A 22,394-nucleotide genomic window follows, 5' to 3' on the forward strand; every position below is an offset into this window, starting at 1 on the left:
TTCGTCGCCTGTGCACCCTTCGCCGGCAATGGATTGTTCAGCGCGGCTTCACCAACGGGAACGGCAATGTCTCGCGGATGCTGCGCCCGGTGATCAGCATGACCACCCGGTCCACGCCCATGCCGAGCCCGCCGGTGGGCGGCATCGCGTGCTCGAGCGCCTGCAGGAAGTCCTCGTCGAGTTCCATCGCCTCCGGGTCGCCGTTGGCCGCGAGCAGCGACTGCTCGGTGAGCCTGCGGCGCTGCTCGACCGGATCGGTGAGTTCGCTGTAGGCGGTGCCGAGTTCGACGCCCCAGGCGACCAGGTCCCAGCGCTCGGTGACGCCATCGATGCTGCGATGGGCGCGGGTCAGCGGGGACACCGAGGTGGGGAAGTCGATGTAGAAAGTCGGTTCCTCCGTGTGGGATTCGACCAGGTGCTCATACATCTCCAGCACCACCTGGCCGGCGTCCCAGCCGTGCTGATAGGGCACCTCGGCCTTGTCGCACAGTTCGCGCAGCTGCTCCAGGCCGGTCTGCGGGGTGACCTCCGCGCCGATCGCCTCGGACACCGCGCCGTGCACGGTCTTCACCGCCCACTCGCCGGAGATGTCCACCGGCTCGAAGGTCCCGTCGCTCTGCGGCCGCAACGCCACCATCGCGCCGTTGGCGGCGAGCGCGGCGTCCTGGATCAGCTGCCGGCAGACGTGCATCATCCGCTCGTAGTCGCTGTGCGCCTCGTACGCCTCGAGAATGGTGAACTCCGGGTTGTGGCTGAAATCGACGCCCTCGTTGCGGAAGGTCCGGCCGATCTCGAACACCTTCTCCATGCCGCCGACGCAGAGCCGCTTCAGGTACAGCTCGGGCGCGATCCGCAGATACAGATCCAGGTCGTAGGCATTGATGTGGGTGAGGAACGGGGTGGCGTTGGCGCCGCCGTGTACCTGCTGCAGGATCGGCGTCTCCACCTCCAGATAACCCCACGCGTTCAACGAGTCCCGCAGCGAGCGCACCACCGCGCTGCGCTTGGCGAGCACCTCCCTGGTCTCCGGGTTGATCGCCATGTCGACGTAGCGCTGGCGCACCTTCGCCTCGGGGTCGGACAGCCCTTTCCACTTGTCCGGTAACGGGTGCAGGCACTTGCCCAGCATCCGCCAGTCCGCCGCGAGCAGCGAGAGCTCGCCGCGGCGGCTGCTGCCGATCTGACCGCTGACCTCGATCAGGTCGCCCAGGTCGAAGAACTCGGTGAACTCGGCGCTGCGCTCGGCGCCGACCCGATCGCGGTCGATCACGAGCTGGATGTCGTCGGTCCAGTCCCGCACCACCGCGAAGATCACCCCGCCGTAGTCACGGATGCGCAACAGCCTGCCGCAGACCCGGACCGTGGTGCCGCGCGGCGACCGCCTGGCCCCGGCGACGGTGTGCGTCGGCGGGTAGGCGACCGGATACGCCTCGACGCCGGACGCGGCGAGCCGGTCCAGCTTGTCCATCCGCACCCGCACCTGCTCGGGGCGGCGCGGCAGCAGCTCCTTGCCCTCGACCGGGCCCGGCTCCGGCGGGCTGCCGTCGGCGTGCAGGCCGGTCATGGTCGCGGGCACCGCGCTGTGCATGCCGGTGTGGGTGATGGTGTCGGGCTCCTTGCCGAAGCGCGGCAGGAAGCCCTCGGCGAGCGCGCTGGCCACCGCGACCCGGGGTAGCTGCCTGCGCTCCTCGAACAGGAAAAACCTTGGCACCCAATGCGGCTGGTACTTCACGTTGGAGCGGTACAGCGCCTCCAGCTGCCACCAGCGGGAGAAGAACAGCAGCACCCCGCGCCACAGCCGTAGCACCGGGCCCGCGCCGATCCGCCCGCCCTCCTCGAACACCGAGCGGAACACCGCGAAGTTCAGCGAGACCTTGGTGATGCCCTGCTGCTCGGAGTTGAGCGCGAGCTGCGAGATCATCAGCTCCATCACGCCGTTCGGGCCGTGCGGGTCGCGGCGCATCAGCTCCAGCGAGACGCCGGTGCGGCCCCACGGAACCAGCGACAGCATGCCGAGCACCCGGTCCTGCCCGTTCACCGCCTCGACCAGCAGGCAGTCCGCGTCCAGCGGATCGCCGAGCCGGCCGAGCGCCATGGAGAAGCCGCGTTCGGTCTCGGTGTCGCGCCAGGCGTCCGCGCGGGCGATGACCTGTTTGAACTCGTCGGCGGGAATGTCGCGGTGCCTGCGGATCCGGACGGTGATGCCGTGCTTGCGCAACCGGTTCGCGGCCTGGCGCACCGGCTTCATCTCGGGGCCGGCCAGGGAGAACGTCCTGGTGTCCAGGATCGCCTCGTCGCCGAGCCGGATCGCGGACAGACCCGCCCGCCGGTAGGACGTCGCGCCGAGCTCGCTGGCGCCCATGACGGCCGGGGCCCAGCCGAACTGGTCGGCCAGCCGTAACCACGCGTCGATCGCCTGCGGCCACGCCTCGCGAATGCCGATCGGGTCACCGCTGGCCAGGCAGACGCCGAGTTCCACCCGATAGGTGACCGCCGCCTTACCGCTCGGCGCGAACACCACCGCCTTGTCCCGGCGGGTGGCGAAGTAGCCGAGCGAGTCCTCCACGTCGGAGCGCTCCAGCAGGCCGCGGATCGCGGATTCGTCGGTGCCGGTCATCGCGTTCGCCGCGCGCTGCGAGCGCAGCAGGATGATCACCGCGGCGAGCAGCGCGATGGCGCCGAACAGGCCGAGCAGGAAGTTGACGAACGGGCGCGGGTGACCGTCGAAGTGCTCGTTGTCCACCAGCACCGCCGCGGTCACCCGATAGATGGCCCAGCCGGGCCGCTGCGCGCCGCGCGGCAGCGATCCTGGGAACAACTCGACCAGGCCCCAGCCGAGCATGCAGCCGACCGTCAGGCCGCCGATCAGCACGCCGAGCGCCTTCCAGCCCGCCCCGCGGCGCACCTTCGTGTAGAACTCCCGCCAGGCCGCGATCAGCACGCCCATCACCGCGAGGTGCACGATCATCGCCACCAGCGCGTCGATATTGCCGGTGTCGGCGAAGTCCAGGCCGTCGGCCAGCGCGTACAGCGACACGTAACCGAGCAGCAGCCACCAGGCGATGCGCTTGCGGCTGGCCAGCGCACCCGCGAGCAGGCCGACGATCAGCGCCCACATCAGGTTGGTGTCGGGCGCGTCGAAGTAATAGTTGTCGATGTAGCGACGCGGTACCTGGGTCAGGAAACGTAAGCCGGGCGAGAGGCTCCAGAGAAAACACGCCACCGCGAAGACCCCGAGCACCAGGCCCGCGATATGCGGGACCTCTGCCAGCCGTCCATGCCCCCGATGGGGGACCGGTGGGGTCGGTCTGTCCGCGGGCGGTTCGATCAGGTGTTGCCGGGCTTGCGTGGTGGTCACTGAACCAGTGTGTACGGTGCCGCCGTCGCGGTGCTCGAAGACCTCCCGGGCATGTCGGTTCTCGGCGCGTCGCACACGCGTGTCAGTGCTTCATCGGCGACCCGCGCAGGGGCTGACGTTTACCGATTCCGGCGGCAAGGTAAGGATGTAGCTCATGGCAGAACCAGTCGACGTACCGATAGACGATGAAGGCATTCGGCTCGGTCAGTTCCTGAAGTTGGCCAACCTGATCGAATCCGGCTCGGAGGCGAAGACGGTGATCGCCTCCGGTCTGGTGCGGGTGAACGACGAGGTGGAACTGCGGCGCGGACGGCAGTTGCAGATCGGCGACGTGGTCACCCTCGCCGGCCATCAGGCGCGGGTGTCGGTCTGACTCAGTCCTCGGCGCGGACCACGACGCCGTCGTGGTCGCTGTAGAGCATGTCGCCGGGCACGAAGGTGACGCCGCCGAATTCGACCGGGACGTCGCGGTCGCCGCTGCCGGTCTGGGTGCTCTTGCGCGGGTTGGTGCCCAGTGCCTTGATGCCGATATCGAGGGTGCGCAGGATCGCCGAGTCGCGCACCGCGCCGTTGATGATCACGCCCGCCCAGCCGTTGTCCACGCCGCGCCCGGCGATGATGTCGCCGACCAGCGCGGTGTGCACGCTCGCGTCGCCGTCCACCACCAGCACCTTGCCCAGGCCCGGTTCGCCGAGCGTCTGCTTGACCAGCAGGTTGTCCTGGAAGCAGCGGATGGTGGTGATCCGGCCGGAAAAGGCCGCGCGGCCACCGAACTGGATGAACTGCGTGTCGCAGCTGCGGATCTCGGGCCCGATCTCGTCGGCCAGGTCGGCAGTAGCCACAACGTCATTCTGCGATTCGGTCACCAGCTCAGTTTAGGGGTGGGCGAACCCGGCTTTCGGAAGGGCCGCGCCCGCTGTGAGATCGATCGCTATGGGTGTGCCGGGCGGCCGCTATCGGTGCCCGTAGTGCAGTTCGTACATCTCCCGATCGTGTTCGGAGAACTTGGCGCGGTCGACCAGATCGGGGTTCAGCCCGTGCTGGACGAGACGGTAGCGGCGCCAGACGTAGCTGAGCGCCACGGTGAAGATGACCATCGGGACGATCATCATCACGATCAAGCCGAGCTTCAGCGGCATCGGCCCCGGGAAGAGCAGTACCAGCGCGAAGAACGGAATGACCGGCCCGAGGAACCGGACGAGATACCGTTCCATGGCCCCGTGTCCGACGAGGTCGCGGCTGACCCACTCGTGTAGCTCCGCGGGGAGCTCGCGGCCCAGATCGTAGGCGATCCGCTGCCTGATTGTGGGGGTGTTCATACCTGAAGGCTATGCCTGTGGCATCGGTCACCGCTAGGTTGCTGGGCGGGTCAACCTCGGCCGTGCCTGCGCTCGTAGGCCAGGCGTTCCGGCTCGGCCCGGCGGCGGGCGTCCGCGTCGGCCAGCGCGGGATCGAGACCGTGTTTGATCAGCCGGTGCCGCCGGTAGACGTACATCAGCGCCACGGTGAAGTAGATCAGCGGCAGATACAGCAGCGCCATCATCGCCAGGCCCATCCACAGCGGGCCGGGCAGCAGGAGGAACAGCATGAGCACCGGTATCAGCGGCACCAGGATGCGCAGCAGATAGCGCCGGGTGGCGCCGGGGCCGACCAGATCGTCGCGGACCCAGTCGGTCATCGACGCGGGCAGGGTGCGGCCGGCCACGTATCCGACGCGCTGGACGAAAGACGGTATCGCACTCATCGGTCAAGCATCCCGCATCGGGCGATCAGTGCACGGACTCGTCCGGCTCGGTCGCCCGGCTCCGGTGGAACGCGGTGATCTGCGTGATCAGGTTGTGCGTGGTGTGCTGCACCGCGATCTTCACGAACGGCTCGATGGTCTTGCCGAGCGCGCGCCCGGCCAGGCCGCCGCCGACCCGGAAGTCGACGATCGCGTCCACGGTGCACTGCCCGGCGCCCCTGGGATGGAACAGGAAGGTCGACTCGACCTCGAAGCCCTTGATCGATTTCACCGCGATGAGGGCGTTCTCCTCCCAGCGCACGACCTCCACGCGGGACTTCAGCGAGGCCGGTCCCAGCTTGATGTGCCCGTCGAACGCGGCGCCGACGCCGACCGTCTGCGCGCCGACCGGGGTGAAGGACTGGATGCCGTAGAGGAAGCGCGGCAGGTTCTGGTAGTCGTTCACGTAGGCGAACGCGGACTCCGCCGACGCGGCGCAGTCCTCGACGATCTTCACTTCGGTCATGGGAAAACAGTAACCGGTTTCGATCTCGGTCGCCGGGGCCCGGTCGCTGGCTCAGGCGGTGACCGCGAGGGTGGCGGCCAGGCCGAAGGCCAGCGCCATCACCAGCACCTCGATGGTCGCACGGCGCAGCGAGGCCGCCGCCGTCATCCGGTGATCGGCCGCCCGGCGCACCCAGCTGCGCCGCCACCACCAGCCCAGCGCCAGCAGGCCGATCAGCACAACGGTTTTCGCGAGCAGGATGCGTCCGTAACCGGTCGTGACGAACGGCGTCATCCCGCCGACCCGCACCAGCCCGTTCAGCAGTCCGGTCACCGCCACCGCCGCGACCAGCGGCAACGCCATCGCCGAATAGCGCGGCAGCACCACCGCCCACTCGCCGCGGGTCCGCACCACCAGCGCGAGCGCGACCAGCAGGCCGAACCAGGCGGCCGCCGCCAGCGCGTGCACCGCGGCGAGCACCGACCCGAACGTCTGCTGGGACATGTGCCCGGTGATCGGCCGCAGCGCCAGCGCGACCGCCGCGAACACCAGCACCAGGTCGGCGGAGGCGATGTCCGCCCGCCGGAACGCCACCGCCGAGTAGACCGCGACCGCGCCGACGCCCACCAGAACGGCGATGCCGATCTGCCCGCCGCTGAGGTGAACCAGAAAGGTGCCGAACTCCCCGGCCGCGAGTCGGCCGACCGGCACGCCGACCACGTCGGCGGCCTCGAACACCAGCACCGCGAATTCGGTGCCGCACCAGAAGCCGGCCAGCACCGCGAGCAATCGCCACGGCGGGGTCAGGCGCGCGTGCAGCCGGGGCAGCGCGGCCAGCCCGAGCACCGTCGCGCCGGCACCGTCGGCGAGCACCCGGACGGTCGCCGCGGCGGCGAAACCCGCGGGAAGCGCCAGCCCCCAGGCGATCACGACGCCGAGCAACCCGGCCGGGACGATCAGCAGCATCGGCCACGGCGCGCGTGCGGCATCCCGTCGCGCACCGCCCCGGCCGCCGATCGTCCTACCCGTCACCGCTGCTTCGGTTTCCGGCTCCTGCCGCCGAACAGCGCGAACGCCAGTCCGCCGCCGAACAGCACCACGGCGCCGACGATGAAGACCCACAGCGGAATTCCGTCGGAGCCGTCGTTGTCCGAGCCGCCGCCGTTGGCGTTGGGCTTCTCGCCGGGCACACCGTTGCCCGCCTTGCTGAGCGTGAAATGCCGCTTGCCGCTGACCGGATGGCCGTCGGCCGAGGTCACCCGGTAGGCCACCGTGTACTCGCCGACCGGGCCGAGCTCACCCACCTCGACGCTGACCGTGTTGCCGTCCACCGTCGGCGCGCCCTTCGACCACAGGTTGCCGTCCGGGCCGACCACGGTGAGCGCCGGGAAACTGGGCTGCAACGCCTCGTTGAAGGTGATGCTGGCCCGGGCCGGACCCGCCTCGATCGTCGCCCCGTCGTCCGGCACGCTGGCCGTCGGCGCCGAATGCGCGGCGGCGGTTCCCGTTGCGGCAACCCCGAATCCGACCAGGAACACCCCCGCGACCAGCGCGGTGAGTAGTCGCCGGATCACGACTGCCGCGCCCGGATCACGTTGCCGAGGCCGAGCGCGACGCCGAGCAGGCCGAGGGCCAGGCCGATGCCGCCGAGCCAGCGCGCGGTGTTGTCGGTGTCGTCGGCGGACGAGCTCGCGGCCGATGCGGCGGCCCCGTGGTCGTCGCCGGCCTTGCCCTTGGCCAGGGTCAGCGAGGGAGCCGGGTGCTCCGGCTCGGCGCCGTCCTTGCCCGCGGGCTGGTTCCAGTCGACCACCTTGCCGTCGCTGTAGGTCTGCTTGGCCGGGAAGCTGACCGTCTCCTGGCTGGGTAGCGGGCCGAGCGCGATGGCGAAGCGCTGGAACTGGCCGGGGCCGACGCCGGCGTTGCCAGGCTCGGCGGTCCAGGTGATCGCGGTGATCTCCGCCTTGTCGTTCTTCTCGATCTTGGCCGACCAGCCCGGGATCGGTTCGGTGCGCGCGCTTTTCAGGTTGGGCAGGGCGACGGTGAGCGCGGTGGTGCTCGCCGTGTCGGATTCGGTGGGCACCCGCAGGGTGATCACCCCGTACTTGCCCTGCTGGGCGCCCGGCGCGTCCACGGTGACGTGCGCGGCGGCGGTGCCCGCGGCGAGCAGCGCGAAGGTGGCGGCGGCCACGGCCGTGCCGGTGGCGCGCGAAATGGAACGGTGCATGAGGGAAAGGCTTTCTGTCCGAAGGGGAGTGGTGCGGCGGGTCAGGCCGGCACCGGCGGCGCGCGCGGGCCGATCGCACCCTTCGGTGGGCAGCGGTAAAGCGGGAGACCGGGATTGGACCAGTGCGCCGGTCCGGCGATCGGTGGGCGATGCGGCTCGGCCAGCACCGCGCGGACCGCGCCGGAGGCCAGGGCGTAGAGCCGCTCGATGATCGAGATGATCGCGGCGCAGCCGAGTGCGGCTACCGCATGCGCGATCAGCATCCACCCGGTGGGTAGCGGATTCGTCGCGGCAGCGGGATGTTCGTGGCCGGCCAGGCCGGAGAGCGCCGCGTGGCTCGCCAGCTGTCCGAGCAGCAGCAGCCCCAGCACCGAAGCACGGCCGCCGGCAAGCACATTCGCCGCGCCTCCGGCCAGCGCGGCGACCAGCAGCACCAGCGTCAGTTCCGCCGAACCGGGGAAGCCACCGCCCGCGGCTCCGTGCGCGGCGACGGCGAGCGACCCCACCAGCACGCCGACCAGACCACCACGCAGGTAGCCGGTATGCGGTGACGGGGGCATCGCGCGAGCGGTCAGCGCACGCCGAGCTGGGCGAGCACGTCGGCTTCGACTCCGGACAGTTCCTCGGCGATCGAGGCGTGCACGGCCCGGCGGCGCGGCGCGGGCATCTGCTCCGCGGTCTGCACCGCGGCGGCCAGGCTGTCCAGCCGGGCCTGGGTGGCCGCGATGAACTTCTGCGTGTCGCCCCGGTCCTTGCCGCCCTGCGCGCCGACCTTGTTCAGCGCCGCTTCGGTATTCACGATCCGTGCCTGCAGCTTCGCGCCGTGGCCGCCGAAGTCGCCGAGCTGCTCGATGCCGATGCCGAGCTGCTGGGCCTTGCGGGTGTCCAGCTGCGCGCGCAGGAATGTCGCGGCGCGATAGGCCAGCGGCGCGAGCACCGGAATCAGCACCCTGGCCACGCCGAGGTACTTCTTCACCTGACTCGCGCTGAACAGCTCACGCTCGGCCTTGGCGGCCAGCTTGAGCGAGGCCTTCTCCTCCGCCTGCAGCGCCGCGATCTGCGCCTTGGCCACCTTGCGCTGGGTGCGGGCCTCCGCGCGGCGGGCCTTGCGGTCGTTCTTCGCGACCAGCTTGGCTTCCAGACCGGCCTTGTGCTTGAGAGCTTTCGCCTCGGCCCTGCGGCTCGGGCGCCGCTTGCGCTTCGTGAACAACCCCATCGAAGGCCCTCCGTCATGCTGGTTTGCCATGGCAGTACGACGCCGGGGAAAGCCCGTCCGCCCATGTCACACGGTTTGCCCTTACCCTAACGGGTCGGTGTCGCCGGTCGCGTGGCTGCTCGCCGAAGTCGTACCGGAGTAGTCACGAAGCCGGGCGTTGTCCGGTTCGAACCACGGCTGTGCCCACGGGGTTCGTGGGTTTGTCGGGGGTAGGGACCATACTGCATAGCGTGGAATCGGGCATCGGTGACCGAGAAGGTCGCAAGCACAACGGCACGGCCGTCGAACGGCCGGCCGACGGTGCGGGCGCGCCGACCCCGTTCATCGATGCCAGGGCGCTGATCGGCTGCCGGCATCGGCTGCATCTGGACGCGGTACATCCCGGTGCGCTGCAAGGGGTTACCGAGGATCCGGGGGTGCGGCAGCGCCGGGAGGCCGCGACGGCCCATCGGCTGCGGGTGCGCGACGCCCTGATCGAGGCGGACCCGGCGGGCTGGGTGGTGATCGATCCGACCCTGCGCGCGTCCGAGCGGGCCGCGGCCACGATGGCGGCGTGCGCGGAAGGCGTGCACCACATCTGGGGCGGGCTGCTGCCGCAGGAGCCGGAGACCGGCAGGCGCGGCGGCTCGGAGATCCTGCTGCGCGATCTCGATCGCGGCGGATACATCCCGGTGATCGTGGTGAACCACAAGGTGACCGACCCGCGCCAGCCCGAGCCTGCCGACTTCCACCCGACCACCACCGACCCGTATCACTGGAACCCGCGCCCGGACCGGCATCGCAAGCTGCGTCAGCAGCCGCGCGACCAGCAGCGGCTCGCGCACCTGTACCGAATGTTGCAGCGCCACGGCATGGCCAGCCCGGCCCTGGTCGGCGGCGTGATCGGCTACCACTTCGACTGCATCCTGGTGCACGACCTCGGCCCGGTGCTCGCCGACTACGACCAGCGCTATGCCGACCGGGTCGCGGTGGTGCGCGGCGAACTGCCGACCGTGCCGTCGAAGGTGCCCGAATGCCGGCAGTGCCCGTGGTGGACCCGCGGCATCGAGGGACCGAGCTGCGAGGGCTGGCTGGTCGCGCACCGCGACGTCAGCCTGGTCGCGCCCGGTTCGCGCGCCGAGGTGCTGCGCAGGCACGGCGTGCAGACCATCGACGACCTGGCCGGGTGGGCGGGCGACGACCCCGACGACTGGCAGCACGGCCCGTTCGACGAGGCCGTGGTCACCGCGCGGGCCTGGATCGCGGGCGCGCCGCTGGTCCGCCGGGTCGAGCCGGTCCGGGTGCAGCGGGCCGACGTCGAGGTGGATGTCGACCTGGAGAGCTTCCAGGAGTACGGCGCCTACCTGTGGGGCACCCTGCTCGACGGCGTCTACCGCCCGTTCGTCACCTGGGATCCGCTGCCCACCGAGGACGAGGGCCGCTCGTTCGGCGAGTTCTGGACCTGGCTGATGACCATCCGCGCGGACGCCGCGGTGAACGGCAAAACCTTTGCCGCCTATTGCTATTCGCGCACGGCCGAGGACAAGTGGCTCTACGAGTCGGCCCGCCGCTTCGCCGGGCGGCCCGGGGTGCCGACGGTCGAGCAGGTGCGCGCGTTCGTCGACGGGCCGGAGTGGGTGGACATGTTCCAGGCCGTCTCCGACCAGTTCATCTGCCCGAACGGCAAGGGCCTCAAGAAGATCGCCCCGGTCGCCGGCTTCGCCTGGCGCGACGCCGAGGCGGGCGGCGAGGCCTCGATGAGCTGGTACCGGCTGGCCGTCGGCTACGAGGGCGAGCCGGACCTGTCCCAGCGCACCCGGTTGCTGGAATACAACGAGGACGACGTGCGGGCCACCCAGGTGCTGCGCGACTGGATGTCGAACCGGGCCGACCTCGAGGTTCCCGGCCTGGCCGATTTCGCTCCGCTGCCATCTCCGGCACCGTCGCTCGGGCGCGGCGGTACCATCGCGACGTGACTGAGCACGTCGAACAACTCGAGTTCCAGGCAGAGACCCATCAGCTGCTCGAGCTGATGATCCATTCGGTCTACTCCAACAAGGACACCTTCCTGCGGGAGTTGATCTCGAATTCCTCGGACGCACTGGACAAACTGCGACTGGAGTCCTATCAGGACAAGGATCTGCAGGTCGACACCGACGACCTGCACATCGAGCTGGTGGTCGACCGGGACAACCGGACCCTGACCGTGCGGGACAACGGCATCGGCATGTCCAGGTCCGAGGTGGTGGACCTGATCGGCACGCTGGCCAAGTCCGGCACCGCCGAACTGCGCAAGAAGCTCAACGAGGCCAAGAGCGCCGCCGCGGGCAACGTCGACACCGCCGAACTGATCGGCCAGTTCGGCATCGGCTTCTACTCGACCTTCATGGTCGCCGACAAGGTCACGCTGACCACTCGGCGCGCAGGGGAGACCGAAGGCACCCGCTGGGAGTCGGCCGCGGGCAGCTCGACCTACACCATCGAAACCCTGGCCGAGGCGCCGCAGGGCACCTCGGTCGCCTTGCAGCTCAAGCCTGCCGACGAGGACGACCACCTCTTCGACTACACCCAGGAGTGGAAGCTCCGGGAGATCGTCAAGAAGTACTCCGACTTCATCGCCTGGCCGATCCGCATGCAGGTCGAGCGGACCGTCACCGAGGGTGAGGGGGAGGAGAAGACCGAGAAGACGGTCGTCGAGGACCAGACGCTCAACTCCATGAAGGCGCTGTGGACCCGGCCGAAGAGCGAGGTCAGCGACGAGGAGTACAAGGAGTTCTACAAGCACGTCAGCCACGCCTGGGACGACCCGCTGGAGATCATCCCGCTGAAGGCCGAGGGCACCTTCGAATACCAGGCGCTGCTGTTCCTGCCCTCGCAGGCGCCGTTCGACCTGTTCACCCGCGAGCACAAGCGCGGCGTGCAGCTCTACGTCAAGCGGGTGTTCATCATGGACAACTGCGAAGAGCTGATGCCGGAGTACCTGCGCTTCGTCAAGGGTGTGGTGGACGCGCAGGACCTCTCGCTCAACGTGTCCCGGGAGATCCTGCAGCAGGACCGCCAGATCCGGATGATCCGCAAGCGGCTGGTCAAGAAGGTGCTGTCCACGGTCAAGGACCTGCAGGGCGCCGAGGACCAGACCAAGTACCAGACGTTCTGGAAGGAATTCGGCCGCGTCCTCAAGGAGGGCCTGCTCGGCGACACCGACAACCGCGAGACCATCCTCCAGGTGTCCTCGTTCGCGTCGACGAACTCCGAGTCCGAGCTGACCACGCTCGCCCAGTACGTCGAGCGGATGGCCGAGGGCCAGGAGTCGATCTACTACATGACCGGCGAGTCCCGGCAGCAGATCGAGAGCTCGCCGCACATGGAGGCGTTCAAGGCCAAGGGACGCGAGGTGCTGATCCTGACCGACCCGGTCGACGAGATGTGGGTCGGCTCGGTGCCGGAGTTCGACGGCAAGGCGTTCGTCTCGATCGCCAAGGGCGAGGTCGACCTGGAGTCCGAGGAGGAGAAGAAGGCCTCCGAGGCGCTGCGCGAACAGCAGGACAAGGACTTCGCCGAGGTGCTCGGCTGGCTCGGCAAGACCCTGGACGAGAGCGTCAAGGAGGTGCGCCTGACCAGCCGGCTCACCACCTCGCCCGCCTGCCTCGTCGGTGACGTCTTCGACTTCACCCCGATGCTGGAGCGGATGTATCGCGCGTCCGGTCAGCTGATGCCGGAGACCAAGCGGATCCTCGAGCTCAACCCGACCCACCCGCTGGTCACCGGCCTGCGCGACGCCTACGACACGCGCAAGGACGACGCCGACGCGGGCAAGGTCCCCGAGCTCACCGAGACCGCCGAGTTGCTCTACGGCACAGCGGTATTGGCCGAGGGCGGCGAACTCAAGGACCCGGCGCGGTTCGCCCACATCCTCACCGACCGACTCACCCGCACGCTCTGATCCGGACACCGGCGAGGACCACCCCGCGGTGGTCCTCGCCGGATGCTCGGCAGAATGAGGCTGTGTCGAATTCGACTGAGCCGGTGATCCGGGCGGCGCGGGCCGCGGACTACGACGCCATCGCGGGCGTGGTCGACCAGTGGTGGGGGCGGCCTATCCTGCCGGTGCTGCCGCGGCTGTTTCTCGATCACTTCCATCGGACGAGCCTGGTCGCGGAGACCGGCGAGCGGCTGTCGGGGTTTCTGATCGGGTTTCCCTCGCCGTCGGAAGCCGATGCGGCGTATATCCATTTCGTCGGGGTGCATCCGGATGCGCGTAGGAGTGGGCTGGCGCGGGAACTCTACGAGCGGTTCTTCGCGACCGCGCGGGCGCACGACCGCCGCGTCGTCACCGCCGTGACCGCGCCGGCCAACGAGACGTCCATCGCGTTCCACTCCCGGATGGGGTTCACCGTCGGCGGCCCGGTGCCGGACTACAACGGGCCGGGACGTGATCTGATGACGTTCCGCCGCGCGCTCTGAGTCCGATTTGCCCTATTGAGCTGCTCTTAGAGTGAAACGGTATGCTTCGCTACCTTCTGGCACTCGATCCGAAATCCTTCGTGCACAGCGATATTCGCCGGGTTTTGTGGTCCCTCACGGGACGGAGCGGTTAAATTTGGGCGATCGAAAGGATCGTCAGCACATGTCCGGAAACCCTCTCGCCTTCGCCGAGCCGTGGGATCTCGTCGCCGACGGCTACGCCGAATTCGCCCCCGCGATCATGCAGCCCTTCTCCGACCGCGCGCTCGAATTCGCCTCGCTGACAGCGTCTTCCCAGGTCATCGATGTCGCCGCGGGGACTGGGCTATTGAGTCTGCTGGCCGCGCCGCAGGTCGCGCAGGTGCAGGCCATCGACTTCTCCGGTCCGATGATCGAGCGACTGATCGCCGCGGCGCGGGCGGCCGGGTTGACCAATATCGAGGCGCGCGTGGGTGACGGGCAGTCGCTGCCGTTCGGCGACGACCGGTTCGACGCCGGGTTCTCCATGTTCGGGCTGATGTTCTTTCCCGAGCGCAGCAGGGGTTTCGCCGAACTGTTCCGCGTGCTGCGGCCCGGCGGCACGGCCGTGGTGTCCAGCTGGGCGCCGGTCGTCGAATCTCCGCTGATGCGGCTGATGTTCGGCGCCTTCCACGCGGCCGATCCGAGTATCCAGGAGCCCCAGCCCAATTACCTCAGCCTGGAGAACCCCGAGGTCTTCCAGACCGAGATGCGCCGGGCCGGCTTCGAAGCCGTGTCCATCCAACGGCATACGATCGCGCTCGCCTTCGACAGCGCCGAGCAGATGTGGGACACCATGGTGTGCAGCAGCGCGCCGCTGAGCCTGCTGCGCCGCACGGTCGGCGAACAGGTCTGGGCCGAACGGGTCGCGGTGATGAAGTCCTATCTGGCCGAGCACTATCGGCCGCAGCAGCCGCTGTCCATCACCGCGTTCCTCGGCATCGGGCACAAATAAAGCCGCCGCCGACCGAGGTCGGCAGCGGCTTCGAGTTGTACTCGGGGCTAGCGCGGGGCCATGCGCAGCGCGCCGTCCATGCGGATGGTCTCGCCGTTGAGGTAGTCGTGCTCGACGATGTACTGCGACAGCTGCGCGTACTCGTCCGGGCGGCCGAGGCGCGACGGGAACGGGACGCCGGCCTCGAGGCCCTTGCGGTACTCCTCGGTGACGCCGGCCAGCATCGGGGTGTCGATGATGCCGGGGGCGATGGTGTTCACCCGGATGCCGAACTGGGCCAGGTCGCGCGCGGCAGGCACGGTCATGCCGTGCACGCCACCCTTGGACGCGGAGTACGCGATCTGGCCGATCTGGCCCTCGAACGCGGCGACCGAGGCGGTGTTGATGATGACGCCGCGCTGGCCGTACTCGTCCACCGTGTCGGTCTTGCTGATCGCGTCGGCGGCCAGCCGCATGACGTTGAAGGTGCCGAGCAGGTTCACCGTGATGACGGTGCGGAACAGCTCCAGATCGTGCGGGCCGTTCTTGGACAGGATGCGCCCGGCCCAGCCGACACCGGCGCAGTTGACCACGATGCGCAGCGGCGCGCCCGACTCGACGACCTTCGCGACCGCGGCGGCTACCTCGTCATTGCTGGTGACATCGGCCGGAATGAGGGTGACCCCGGCAGGCACGTTGTCCCCGGCCCGCTCGATCGACTGCGGCACATCCAGGCCGAAGACAGTGGCCCCCAGCTCGGCGAAACGCTTGGCAGTGGCGGCGCCGAGGCCGGATGCGCCTCCGGTGACAATGGCGGCGGAACCCGAAATCTCCACGATGGTCCTCTCGTTCGTGACAGCCAGTTGGCCCTTCGTCAATTGCACCCTAACGGTTGCCCCGCCCAACCCCCATGAGGACTCCCTCTCACCCCGGAAAGGACCATCGCCGAGACCAGGGCGGGGCTACCGGAGAGTCACCTTGGCCCCGCCGGAGAACATCGAATCGTGCAGCATGATGTGGCTCGGCACCGCGTCGGCCGGTAGGTCGAACACCACCTGAGCGGTCACCGTGTTGCCCGGGTTCACGCTGGCGTACATGCTCGTGTCGGCCTGCAGGTTGATCGCGGCCATGCTGTCGTTCTCGAACTTGCGGTTCTGCGTGTCGAATAGGTATTGATCGCTCGGGCTGAAGCCCTGCGGCTTGTTCGAGATGTTCTTCACGGTCATCGAGACGATCGTGTACGCGCCCTGGGCCGTTCGCCGCAGGTACGGATTGTCGCCCACCTCGGCGAGGCCGACCTGGACGCCGGTGACGACGAACTCGAATTTGCCGTCCCGCACCGGGGTATCGAGACCGGGCCCGGATGGCTTGTCGGCCGACGGCTTCGCGGCCGGCGGAGCTGAGGATTCGCCCGCCGCACCGACGATCGGCGCGGCCGCCGGACTGCTGGCGGTGGTGTCGGTCTTCTTGTCATCTCCGCCATTGACCGCGGCGATCACCGCGCCGAATCCGCACAACCCGACGATCAGCGCGACCACGATGAGCACGATCTTGCCGCGACCGGACTTCTTCGGCGGTTGACCGTATCCGGGCGGTGCGAACTGCCCGGCTTGTGGCGACTGCTGCCCGGCCGGAGGCTGGTTGCCCCAGTGGGGATTCGGCGGTTGCTGGGCTGGGTATTCGTTATGCGGTGTCGTCATCGGTCTTGCCTTCTGCGAGAAGTGATGGAACTGATGACGCGTCTATCGACCGATTGTGACCTGCGTTACGTTTCATGTGCTAATGGCATAACTGGAATACGTGCAGGCAGTGGGCATTTCGGCCGGTCGGTGCGGCATTCGGGTGCGCCCCTAATTTATTTGCGAACAAACGTGTTCATTGGTGGTACCGTCGCTGCATGAAGCTGTTTGCGGGGGCGTCTGTTGCTGGGCGCAAGGTTTTGATCACGGGGGCGGCGCGGGGGATCGGGGCCGCGTTGGCTCGGCAGCTACACGCCGGTGGGGCGCGGGTGGCGTTGCTGGGGTTGGAGGGGGAGTTGCTGGGGGAGGTGGCTCGGGAGTGCGGGGACGCGCCGTGGCGGTATTGCGATGTGGGGGATCGTGAGCAGGTGGATCGGGTGGTGGCGACCCTGGTCGACGAGCTCGGCGGGCTCGATGTGGTGGTGGCGAACGCGGGGGTGGCGCGGCAGCTGCCGTTGATCGGGGGCGATCCGGCGGTGATGGAGCAGACGCTGGCGGTCAATGTGCTCGGCGTCTACTACACGTTGCGGGCGGCCGGGCCGCACATCAGTCATCCGAACGGGTACGCGCTGGTGGTCTCCTCGCTCGCGGCGGCGGTGAATCTGCCGCTGGTCGGGGCGTACAGCGCGTCGAAAGCCGCGGTGGAGGCGCTCGGCAATACGCTGCGCATCGAACTCAAACACACCGGGGCGAAGGTCGGCGTCGCGTACTTCGCCGAACTCGACACCGATATGACCTCGCGCGGATTCGGCACCGCCGCGGCGCGCGCGATCATCGGCCGGTCGACCGTGTCCGGCGTCGCGCCGCTCGGGCCGGCCATCGATTCGGTGGAGAAGGCCATCGCGCGGCGACGCAAGCAGGTGGTCTCGCCCTGGTGGGTGGCGGTCGTGCTGCCGTTCCGGCCGATCGCGCAGCGGGTCATCGCGATCGCGCTGCGCCACGGGGTGCGGCGGGCATTGGAGATCGCGCGGAACGAAGAGACACCCTTCACAACGGACCAACCGGACAGACCCCGCAAAATGGAGCGGAAAGCCTAGCCGAACCGACCCCGGAGCCATCGAATGACCGAATCGGCAACCAGCGCACGCCAACTCCCGCGCGGCAGGCACGGCCTGCCGCGCGAGCAGGTGGTGGCCTCGCAACGCGAGCGCATCCTGATCGCGATGGCCGAGGCGATGGTGGAGAACGGTTATGTCGGCACGTCGGTCGCGGCGATCCTGAAACGCGCCGGAGTGTCCAGAGAGACGTTCTACGAGCAGTTCCGCTCCAAGGAGGCCTGTTTCGAGGCCGCCTACGAGCGGGCCGTGCAGAACCTGCTCGGCCGCATCGCGGATGCCTCCGAGGATGCCGAGGACCCGGCGACGGGCGCGGAGCCCGAGCCGGACCGCATGGCCAGGATGGACCGGATCTTCGCGGCCTACCTGCAGCACCTGGTCGATGACCCGGCCAGTGCGCGGCTGTTCCTGGTGGAGGTTTACGCGGTCGGCACGGCGGCCCTCGCGCGCCGGGCACAGCTACAGGAGCTGTTCGTCGGCCTGATCGCCGACGTGCTCGGCGCCAGGACCGAGGAGCAGCGCTTCGCCTGCCAGACCCTGGCCGCCGCGATCAGCGCGATGGTCACCGGCCGGATCGCGGCCGACGATTCGGCCGGCCTGCTCGCGCTGCGGGTTCCGCTGCTGAACCTGGTGCGCCGGGGCGGGGAGCTGTTCGGGAACACGCTGGCCGAGGCGCGGCCTGGATCATCCAGGTGAACTCGCTCGCCGGGTAGCCGCCGCACCGAGTTCGGCGGCCCGGCTACCGATGCAGTTCGGGATCCGCGGCCGGAGCCGAGGCGGGCAGGTCGGGCGCGACCGGCGCGGGCCGCAGCGCGCGGACGATCAGCATGACCGCGGCGCCCGCCGCCGGCGCGATCGCGGCCAGCGCGGCGACGATCACTCCGCTGAGCGACGGCGCGACCGTCGAGATCAACGTTGCCGCACCGAAGTACAGGAACAGCAGACCCGACCCGATCCCGATGGCCCGTTCCGGCAGATGCTTGCCGACCAGGATGCCGATGCCGATGGCCAGCGCGTCGGCGGCGACCATGCCGATCGTCGAGCCGATCCACACGCCGACCCAGTCGTAATCGGTGGCCAGCGCGGCGGTCGCGAACATGGTCCGGTCGCCGAGCTCGGCGAGCAGGAACGCGGACAGCACCACGAAGAACGGCGCGGTGCTCGCGCGCAGGGACTTGGGTGCGGGGTCTTCGTCGTCCGCGCGGAAGTGTTCCCGCAACGTCCAGAGGCCGACGGCGAGGAAGGTGAGCGCGGCGACCAGCGAGATGGCCCGGGTGGGCAGCGCGGAGCCGAGGAAATAGCCGACGCCGACGGAGATCAGATGCACCGCGGCCGACGCGGTGGCGATGCCGCCGAGCACCACCCACCAGCGATAGCGCAGGGCGAACGTCAACGCCATCAGCTGGGATTTGTCGCCCAGCTCGGCGAGAAAGACGATGCCGATACTCAGCAAAACAGTGGCGATCATGATTGTGTGGCTCCCGGGTCTCCGGCCTGCCGGCCGGAGTCTGGGTACGCCTCCGGCCGACAACGATTAGTTGTCTCGGCCGAAGGTCTCGCCCACCGGATTGTTCCGGTTCACACAGCCGGACCCGAACCCTCGTGGGGTGGCGGGTCAGTATGTCGACTGTGCAATTGGGGGCTACTCCCCTTCGCTGTACCCGACTCTACCCGCACGGGTCCGCGTGTGCCAACCTGGTGTTGCCCAAATCGCAATGCGCACAATAAGTTTGGTGATCCACGCAGAGAACTTCGGGTACCCTTACGCAGCCAGCAGCATGGCCAGAACCGCGGTGTCGGGGTCGCTGATCGGGTCCAGTCCGACGCGGCTGACCAGGGAGGTCACCGTGCCGTCCAATTCCGCCTCGGCCCAGGCCGCCCGATGCTCCAGCCCGAGATGCGGCACGCCGGGCAGCAGCACACAACCCGACGCGGCCCCCGCGCACTCCGGCAGCGACGGCCGGGTTTCCGAGGGCGGATGCAGCATCAGCAGGGCGGCCGGCATATGACCGGCAAACCGCCCGGGCGCCAAGGCCTCCGCGCCGAGCACCGTTCCCTCGGCCATCACCAGGCCGACGGTGCCGGGCGCCGGGTCGTCGGGCAGGTCCTCGCGCACGCCGAACACCGTCGACGTGGCCAGCAGGCCGGGCATCGAGGCCACCCGGACCGCGAGCACCAGCACCTGCGCCCACTCCTTGGTGGTGTCGGGCCAGCGGCCGGAAATGACGAACCCCCGCAGCGTGCCGCGGGCTTGGAATGGTGTGATGCCGATCGGTTCGTTCGTATGCATCGTGCCTCCCGTCATCGAACCGGGGGCGGCCTTGCCCGTCCTCCAACTGTGGATTCCGAGGATGACCTACGAAACACCTGGCACACAAGTACCAAAGAGTGCCAGTACCGCACCGGAACCGGCTTGACCAGCGGTTGTCTGCGCCCACATGCCATGGCCCGGCGTATTGTTCGCCGACTGAGACCCCGTTGCGTCCCGGGCGTGTCCCGCGACTGCCCCGAAACGAGCGAACCCGCGAACAGGTTGTCCTGTTCGCGGGTTCGCTGACGGCTGTCGCAACCGCACGGCGGCACACGGGCCGCGAGCGAAGCGAGTGCGAGCAAACACGCCGCGCGGAGGCGCGGCACGTCAACTCAGCCGAAGATGAGGCCCTTGCCCTGGCCGACGGCGCGCGCGAAGCGATCCTGCACGTCTTCCCAGTTGACCACGTTCCAGAACGCGGTCACGTAGTCCGCCTTGACGTTCTTGTACTGCAGGTAGAAGGCGTGCTCCCACATGTCGACCTGCAGCAGCGGGATGATGCCCAGCGGAACGTTGGCCTGCTGGTCGTAGAGCTGGAAGGTCAGCAGCTTCTGGCCGAGGGTGTCGTAGCCGAGCACCGCCCAGCCGGAACCCTGCAGGCCGTTGGCCGCGGCGGTGAACTGACCGCGGAACTTGTCGAACGAGCCGAACTGGTCGTCGATCGCCGCGGCGAGCTCGCCGGTCGGCTTGTCGCCGCCGTTGGGCGACAGGTTCTTCCACCAGATGGAGTGGTTGACGTGCCCGCCCAGGTGGAAGGCCAGGTTCTTCTCGTACAGGAAAATGGCGCCGTGATCGCCGCTGTCGCGGGCGGCCTCGAGCTTCTCGAGTGCGGTGTTCGCGCCGGCGACGTACGCGGCGTGGTGCTTGGAATGATGCAGCTCGTTGATCTGCCCGGAGATGTGGGGCTCCAGGGCGCTGTAGTCGTAATCCAGATCTGGCAGCGTGTACTCAGCCACGATGTCCCTTCCTATGTCGGGCTGCGTGCGCCCATCTCGAGCACACCCAACCATCATTCGTACACCCGCTCGGTTCCAACCGGGCCTGATGCCCCCGCATTCCGTAGTGGGCATGGGCTGTGCACCCGTGGACGTCACCGCGGCACCGGGTCGAACCTCACGCGTAGCATCGAACCACGTCGTAGTACGACGAACTAGTGCGGCGACTCTGCCGCACCTGGTCCGTCAGCATTGCGCCGGATCGGGCAAACCGCCCAGCCGGGCAGTACCGATCCTGGTGCCGGATACCCACTACGTCAACGGTCACCCAGGCCGTCGCCCCGCCCGCCCGCAGACGAAAACCGCACACCCGGGGGCCCCGGATGCGCGGTGTCGGATAGTCGAATCAGAGCGGCGGCGCGATGCCGGGACGGGTTGCCCGCGGGTCGCCCGCGTCGTGCGCCTCCCACCAGCGGGTCGCACCCGCGATGAACTCGGCCAGCGGGATCTCCCGGCCGGCGGGGTCGGCGATGAGCACGTTGTCGAACCACACGCGCACGTCCAGTTCGCGCGGGTCGATGCCTTCTTCCTGGGAGAACTCCAGCACGTGCGCGGAGACGTGCCCGTCGATCTCGGTGTCGAAGCTGAGCAGCTCGCTCCACAGGGCCCAGCCGCTGTCGTCGAGGTCGATGAACTCCCAGCCGTGCAGCCTGCCGCCGCCGAAGCTGCGGATAGCCGCGTCGAGTCCGTCCAGTTGCAGGGGCAGGACCTGCGGTTCCAAGTCATCCCAGTTCTGCATGCGCAGCGAGGCCGCGACGCGGCCGACCCCGGTGAAGGTCACCTGAACGCGGTAATCCTCGGTGGGCGTTCCGTTTTCCGGAAGCGTCAGCACCTCTAAGTCGAGTCGTAGTTGCTTGGCCGCCGCGTCGACCTCCAGGCCGAGGCAAGTCGCCTCGGCCAGTGCGACGTTGAGCCCAGCCGTGTCCATTCCGTCGAGTAGCCCCCTGCTCACGTTCATGGCCACAGGCTACCGACAGCTACCGGTGGAGCCCAGTATTTCAGTTTTTCGCTAGTGTTCTCGTTTTTTATGGAACCGAATCGGACCCGCCGCCGTCCAAGTAGTTATCGGAACCCGCCGCGCCCGCGAGTTTCGAGGTCGGCGGCGAATGACCGCTCCGGGATTGGATGCTGGAGGGGAGTCCCGGATCGGTCGTTCGCGCCGCACGAACACGCCACGAATCTGCTGCGGGCCCACGAAAGGTCCCGGATCGGGGTGTGGGGGGCCGGGAGAGAGTTAGCCGGTAGGTAGCTTTGATAGCCAAACCCTGAAACTGGTGCGCTGTCTGATAGCTGCAGCCTGTGGATGAAGTTGTGGATTATGTGGATAACTCTGTCGGAGGTATGCACATGCGGCCGCTGAGCGGGGCATCGATCAGGGTTCCGGGACGGAAAACATACCTGAAGTACCGGCTCGATGTCGAGTCGCCGACCGCCCGGGCGCGGGCCGGAACCGCACGGCACCCGTCCACCCATGGCAGGATCGAAACCGTGACGAGTCCCCATGTTCCTTCGGTCCCGGTGGACGCGGTGCCGAGCGAATTCGACAGCGGCGCGCCGAGTCCGGCCGACGGCCCGCGCGCGATCCTGCTCGATGTGCGCGAAGACGACGAGTGGCAGCTCGGACACGCGCCGGGCGCCGTGCACATCCCGATGGTCGACGTGCCCGCCCGGGTGGACGAGCTGGACTACGACGTCGATCTCTATGTCATCTGCAGGCAAGGCGGCCGTTCCCTGCAGGTGGTCGAATACCTCACGCACATCGGCTTCGACGCGATCCAGGTCAACGGCGGGATGGTGGCCTGGCAGCAGGCCGGACGCCCGCTGGTGGCCGACGGTGACCGGCAGGCGAAGATCTACTAGCGAACGCCGCGAG

At 68.7% G+C, this 22,394-nt stretch carries 24 protein-coding genes; 8 read left to right on the forward strand and 16 right to left on the reverse strand.

Annotation, left to right across the window (positions count from 1 at the left end; genetic code table 11):
- Positions 1 to 37: 37 nt before the first annotated feature.
- Positions 38 to 3,358 carry a bifunctional lysylphosphatidylglycerol synthetase/lysine--tRNA ligase LysX gene (gene lysX / locus ACFQ9K_RS13845; RefSeq protein ID WP_378719293.1) on the reverse strand — a complete coding sequence of 1,107 codons (3,321 nt, stop codon included), beginning with the start codon at positions 3,356 to 3,358 and terminating at the stop codon, positions 38 to 40.
- A gap of 154 nt (positions 3,359 to 3,512) precedes the next feature.
- On the opposite strand from lysX, the gene ACFQ9K_RS13850 reads away from it, so the two are divergent.
- Entirely contained in the window at positions 3,513 to 3,731 is a 219-nt protein-coding gene (locus ACFQ9K_RS13850) for an RNA-binding S4 domain-containing protein (RefSeq protein WP_040729260.1), read from the forward strand.
- A 1-nt stretch (position 3,732) separates the two neighbouring features.
- Here ACFQ9K_RS13850 and rraA read toward each other — a convergent pair whose 3' ends face one another.
- The 9 genes from rraA to ACFQ9K_RS13895 form a co-directional block, all read right to left on the reverse strand.
- Positions 3,733 to 4,224 carry a ribonuclease E activity regulator RraA gene (rraA, locus tag ACFQ9K_RS13855; RefSeq protein ID WP_378719295.1) on the reverse strand — a complete coding sequence of 164 codons (492 nt, stop codon included), beginning with the start codon at positions 4,222 to 4,224 and terminating at the stop codon, positions 3,733 to 3,735.
- 87 nt (positions 4,225 to 4,311) lie between these two features.
- Positions 4,312 to 4,677, reverse strand: coding sequence for a DUF5313 family protein (locus tag ACFQ9K_RS13860; protein ID WP_378719298.1), 366 nt, complete (start codon positions 4,675 to 4,677; stop codon positions 4,312 to 4,314).
- Between the two features lie 50 nt (positions 4,678 to 4,727).
- A complete protein-coding gene (locus tag ACFQ9K_RS13865) occupies positions 4,728 to 5,102 on the reverse strand; it encodes a DUF5313 family protein (RefSeq protein ID WP_378719299.1) in 375 nt (124 codons plus the stop codon).
- A gap of 25 nt (positions 5,103 to 5,127) precedes the next feature.
- Entirely contained in the window at positions 5,128 to 5,607 is a 480-nt protein-coding gene (locus ACFQ9K_RS13870; protein ID WP_378719301.1) for an SRPBCC family protein, read from the reverse strand.
- 51 nt (positions 5,608 to 5,658) lie between these two features.
- A complete protein-coding gene (locus tag ACFQ9K_RS13875) occupies positions 5,659 to 6,618 on the reverse strand; it encodes a CopD family protein (protein WP_378719304.1) in 960 nt (319 codons plus the stop codon).
- Entirely contained in the window at positions 6,615 to 7,160 is a 546-nt protein-coding gene (locus ACFQ9K_RS13880; protein WP_378719305.1) for a copper resistance protein CopC, read from the reverse strand. Before ACFQ9K_RS13880 ends, ACFQ9K_RS13875 begins: the two co-directional genes overlap by 4 nt.
- Complete coding sequence (locus tag ACFQ9K_RS13885) at positions 7,157 to 7,810, reverse strand: YcnI family protein (RefSeq protein ID WP_378719308.1); 654 nt, start codon at positions 7,808 to 7,810, stop codon at positions 7,157 to 7,159. The genes ACFQ9K_RS13880 and ACFQ9K_RS13885 overlap by 4 nt, the downstream gene beginning before the upstream one ends.
- 41 nt (positions 7,811 to 7,851) lie before the next feature.
- On the reverse strand, positions 7,852 to 8,370 hold the full coding sequence (locus ACFQ9K_RS13890; protein WP_378719309.1) for a hypothetical protein: 519 nt from the start codon (positions 8,368 to 8,370) through the stop codon (positions 7,852 to 7,854).
- Between the two features lie 11 nt (positions 8,371 to 8,381).
- Entirely contained in the window at positions 8,382 to 9,026 is a 645-nt protein-coding gene (locus tag ACFQ9K_RS13895; protein ID WP_378719311.1) for a DUF6474 family protein, read from the reverse strand.
- A gap of 323 nt (positions 9,027 to 9,349) precedes the next feature.
- Here ACFQ9K_RS13895 and ACFQ9K_RS13900 point away from each other — a divergent pair, with 323 nt between their 5' ends.
- From ACFQ9K_RS13900 to ACFQ9K_RS13915, 4 genes are all read left to right on the forward strand, one after another.
- A complete protein-coding gene (locus tag ACFQ9K_RS13900; protein WP_378719326.1) occupies positions 9,350 to 10,981 on the forward strand; it encodes a TM0106 family RecB-like putative nuclease in 1,632 nt (543 codons plus the stop codon).
- Positions 10,978 to 12,948 carry a molecular chaperone HtpG gene (htpG, locus tag ACFQ9K_RS13905; protein WP_378719313.1) on the forward strand — a complete coding sequence of 657 codons (1,971 nt, stop codon included), beginning with the start codon at positions 10,978 to 10,980 and terminating at the stop codon, positions 12,946 to 12,948. The genes ACFQ9K_RS13900 and htpG overlap by 4 nt, the downstream gene beginning before the upstream one ends.
- 62 nt (positions 12,949 to 13,010) lie before the next feature.
- Positions 13,011 to 13,469, forward strand: a complete 459-nt coding sequence (locus ACFQ9K_RS13910; protein ID WP_378719315.1) for a GNAT family N-acetyltransferase — start codon at positions 13,011 to 13,013, stop codon at positions 13,467 to 13,469.
- A 163-nt stretch (positions 13,470 to 13,632) separates the two neighbouring features.
- A complete protein-coding gene (locus ACFQ9K_RS13915) occupies positions 13,633 to 14,442 on the forward strand; it encodes a class I SAM-dependent methyltransferase (protein WP_378719317.1) in 810 nt (269 codons plus the stop codon).
- 47 nt (positions 14,443 to 14,489) lie between these two features.
- Here ACFQ9K_RS13915 and ACFQ9K_RS13920 read toward each other — a convergent pair whose 3' ends face one another.
- Together ACFQ9K_RS13920 and ACFQ9K_RS13925 are read right to left on the reverse strand one after the other, a co-directional pair.
- Entirely contained in the window at positions 14,490 to 15,257 is a 768-nt protein-coding gene (locus ACFQ9K_RS13920) for an SDR family NAD(P)-dependent oxidoreductase (protein WP_150400533.1), read from the reverse strand.
- 126 nt (positions 15,258 to 15,383) lie between these two features.
- Positions 15,384 to 16,121, reverse strand: coding sequence for a DUF4352 domain-containing protein (locus ACFQ9K_RS13925; protein ID WP_378719319.1), 738 nt, complete (start codon positions 16,119 to 16,121; stop codon positions 15,384 to 15,386).
- A 197-nt stretch (positions 16,122 to 16,318) separates the two neighbouring features.
- On the opposite strand from ACFQ9K_RS13925, the gene ACFQ9K_RS13930 reads away from it, so the two are divergent.
- Together ACFQ9K_RS13930 and ACFQ9K_RS13935 are read left to right on the forward strand one after the other, a co-directional pair.
- Entirely contained in the window at positions 16,319 to 17,197 is an 879-nt protein-coding gene (locus ACFQ9K_RS13930) for an SDR family NAD(P)-dependent oxidoreductase (RefSeq protein ID WP_378719321.1), read from the forward strand.
- A 24-nt stretch (positions 17,198 to 17,221) separates the two neighbouring features.
- Positions 17,222 to 17,911 (forward strand): TetR/AcrR family transcriptional regulator, encoded by a 690-nt coding sequence (locus ACFQ9K_RS13935; RefSeq protein WP_378983173.1) that lies wholly within the window; start codon positions 17,222 to 17,224, stop codon positions 17,909 to 17,911.
- Positions 17,912 to 17,954: 43 nt separating this feature from the next.
- On the opposite strand, the gene ACFQ9K_RS13940 is transcribed toward ACFQ9K_RS13935, so the two are convergent.
- From ACFQ9K_RS13940 to ACFQ9K_RS13955, 4 genes are all read right to left on the reverse strand, one after another.
- Positions 17,955 to 18,683 carry a TMEM165/GDT1 family protein gene (locus ACFQ9K_RS13940; protein WP_378719323.1) on the reverse strand — a complete coding sequence of 243 codons (729 nt, stop codon included), beginning with the start codon at positions 18,681 to 18,683 and terminating at the stop codon, positions 17,955 to 17,957.
- A 294-nt stretch (positions 18,684 to 18,977) separates the two neighbouring features.
- A complete protein-coding gene (locus tag ACFQ9K_RS13945; protein ID WP_378719324.1) occupies positions 18,978 to 19,505 on the reverse strand; it encodes a peptidase in 528 nt (175 codons plus the stop codon).
- Positions 19,506 to 19,858: 353 nt separating this feature from the next.
- Positions 19,859 to 20,482: a superoxide dismutase gene (locus tag ACFQ9K_RS13950; protein WP_150400539.1), complete on the reverse strand. Its 624-nt coding sequence runs from the start codon at positions 20,480 to 20,482 to the stop codon at positions 19,859 to 19,861.
- A gap of 385 nt (positions 20,483 to 20,867) precedes the next feature.
- The gene (locus ACFQ9K_RS13955) at positions 20,868 to 21,479 is read right to left on the reverse strand and encodes a hypothetical protein (RefSeq protein WP_378716979.1); all 612 of its coding nucleotides are present in this window, start codon (positions 21,477 to 21,479) and stop codon (positions 20,868 to 20,870) included.
- Positions 21,480 to 22,009: 530 nt separating this feature from the next.
- Here ACFQ9K_RS13955 and ACFQ9K_RS13960 point away from each other — a divergent pair.
- Positions 22,010 to 22,381, forward strand: a complete 372-nt coding sequence (locus tag ACFQ9K_RS13960; RefSeq protein ID WP_191093768.1) for a rhodanese-like domain-containing protein — start codon at positions 22,010 to 22,012, stop codon at positions 22,379 to 22,381.
- The last annotated feature ends 13 nt before the right edge of the window (positions 22,382 to 22,394 follow it).

Source organism: Nocardia sp. NPDC056564, from assembly GCF_042793755.1.
Lineage (GTDB): Bacteria > Actinomycetota > Actinomycetes > Mycobacteriales > Mycobacteriaceae > Nocardia.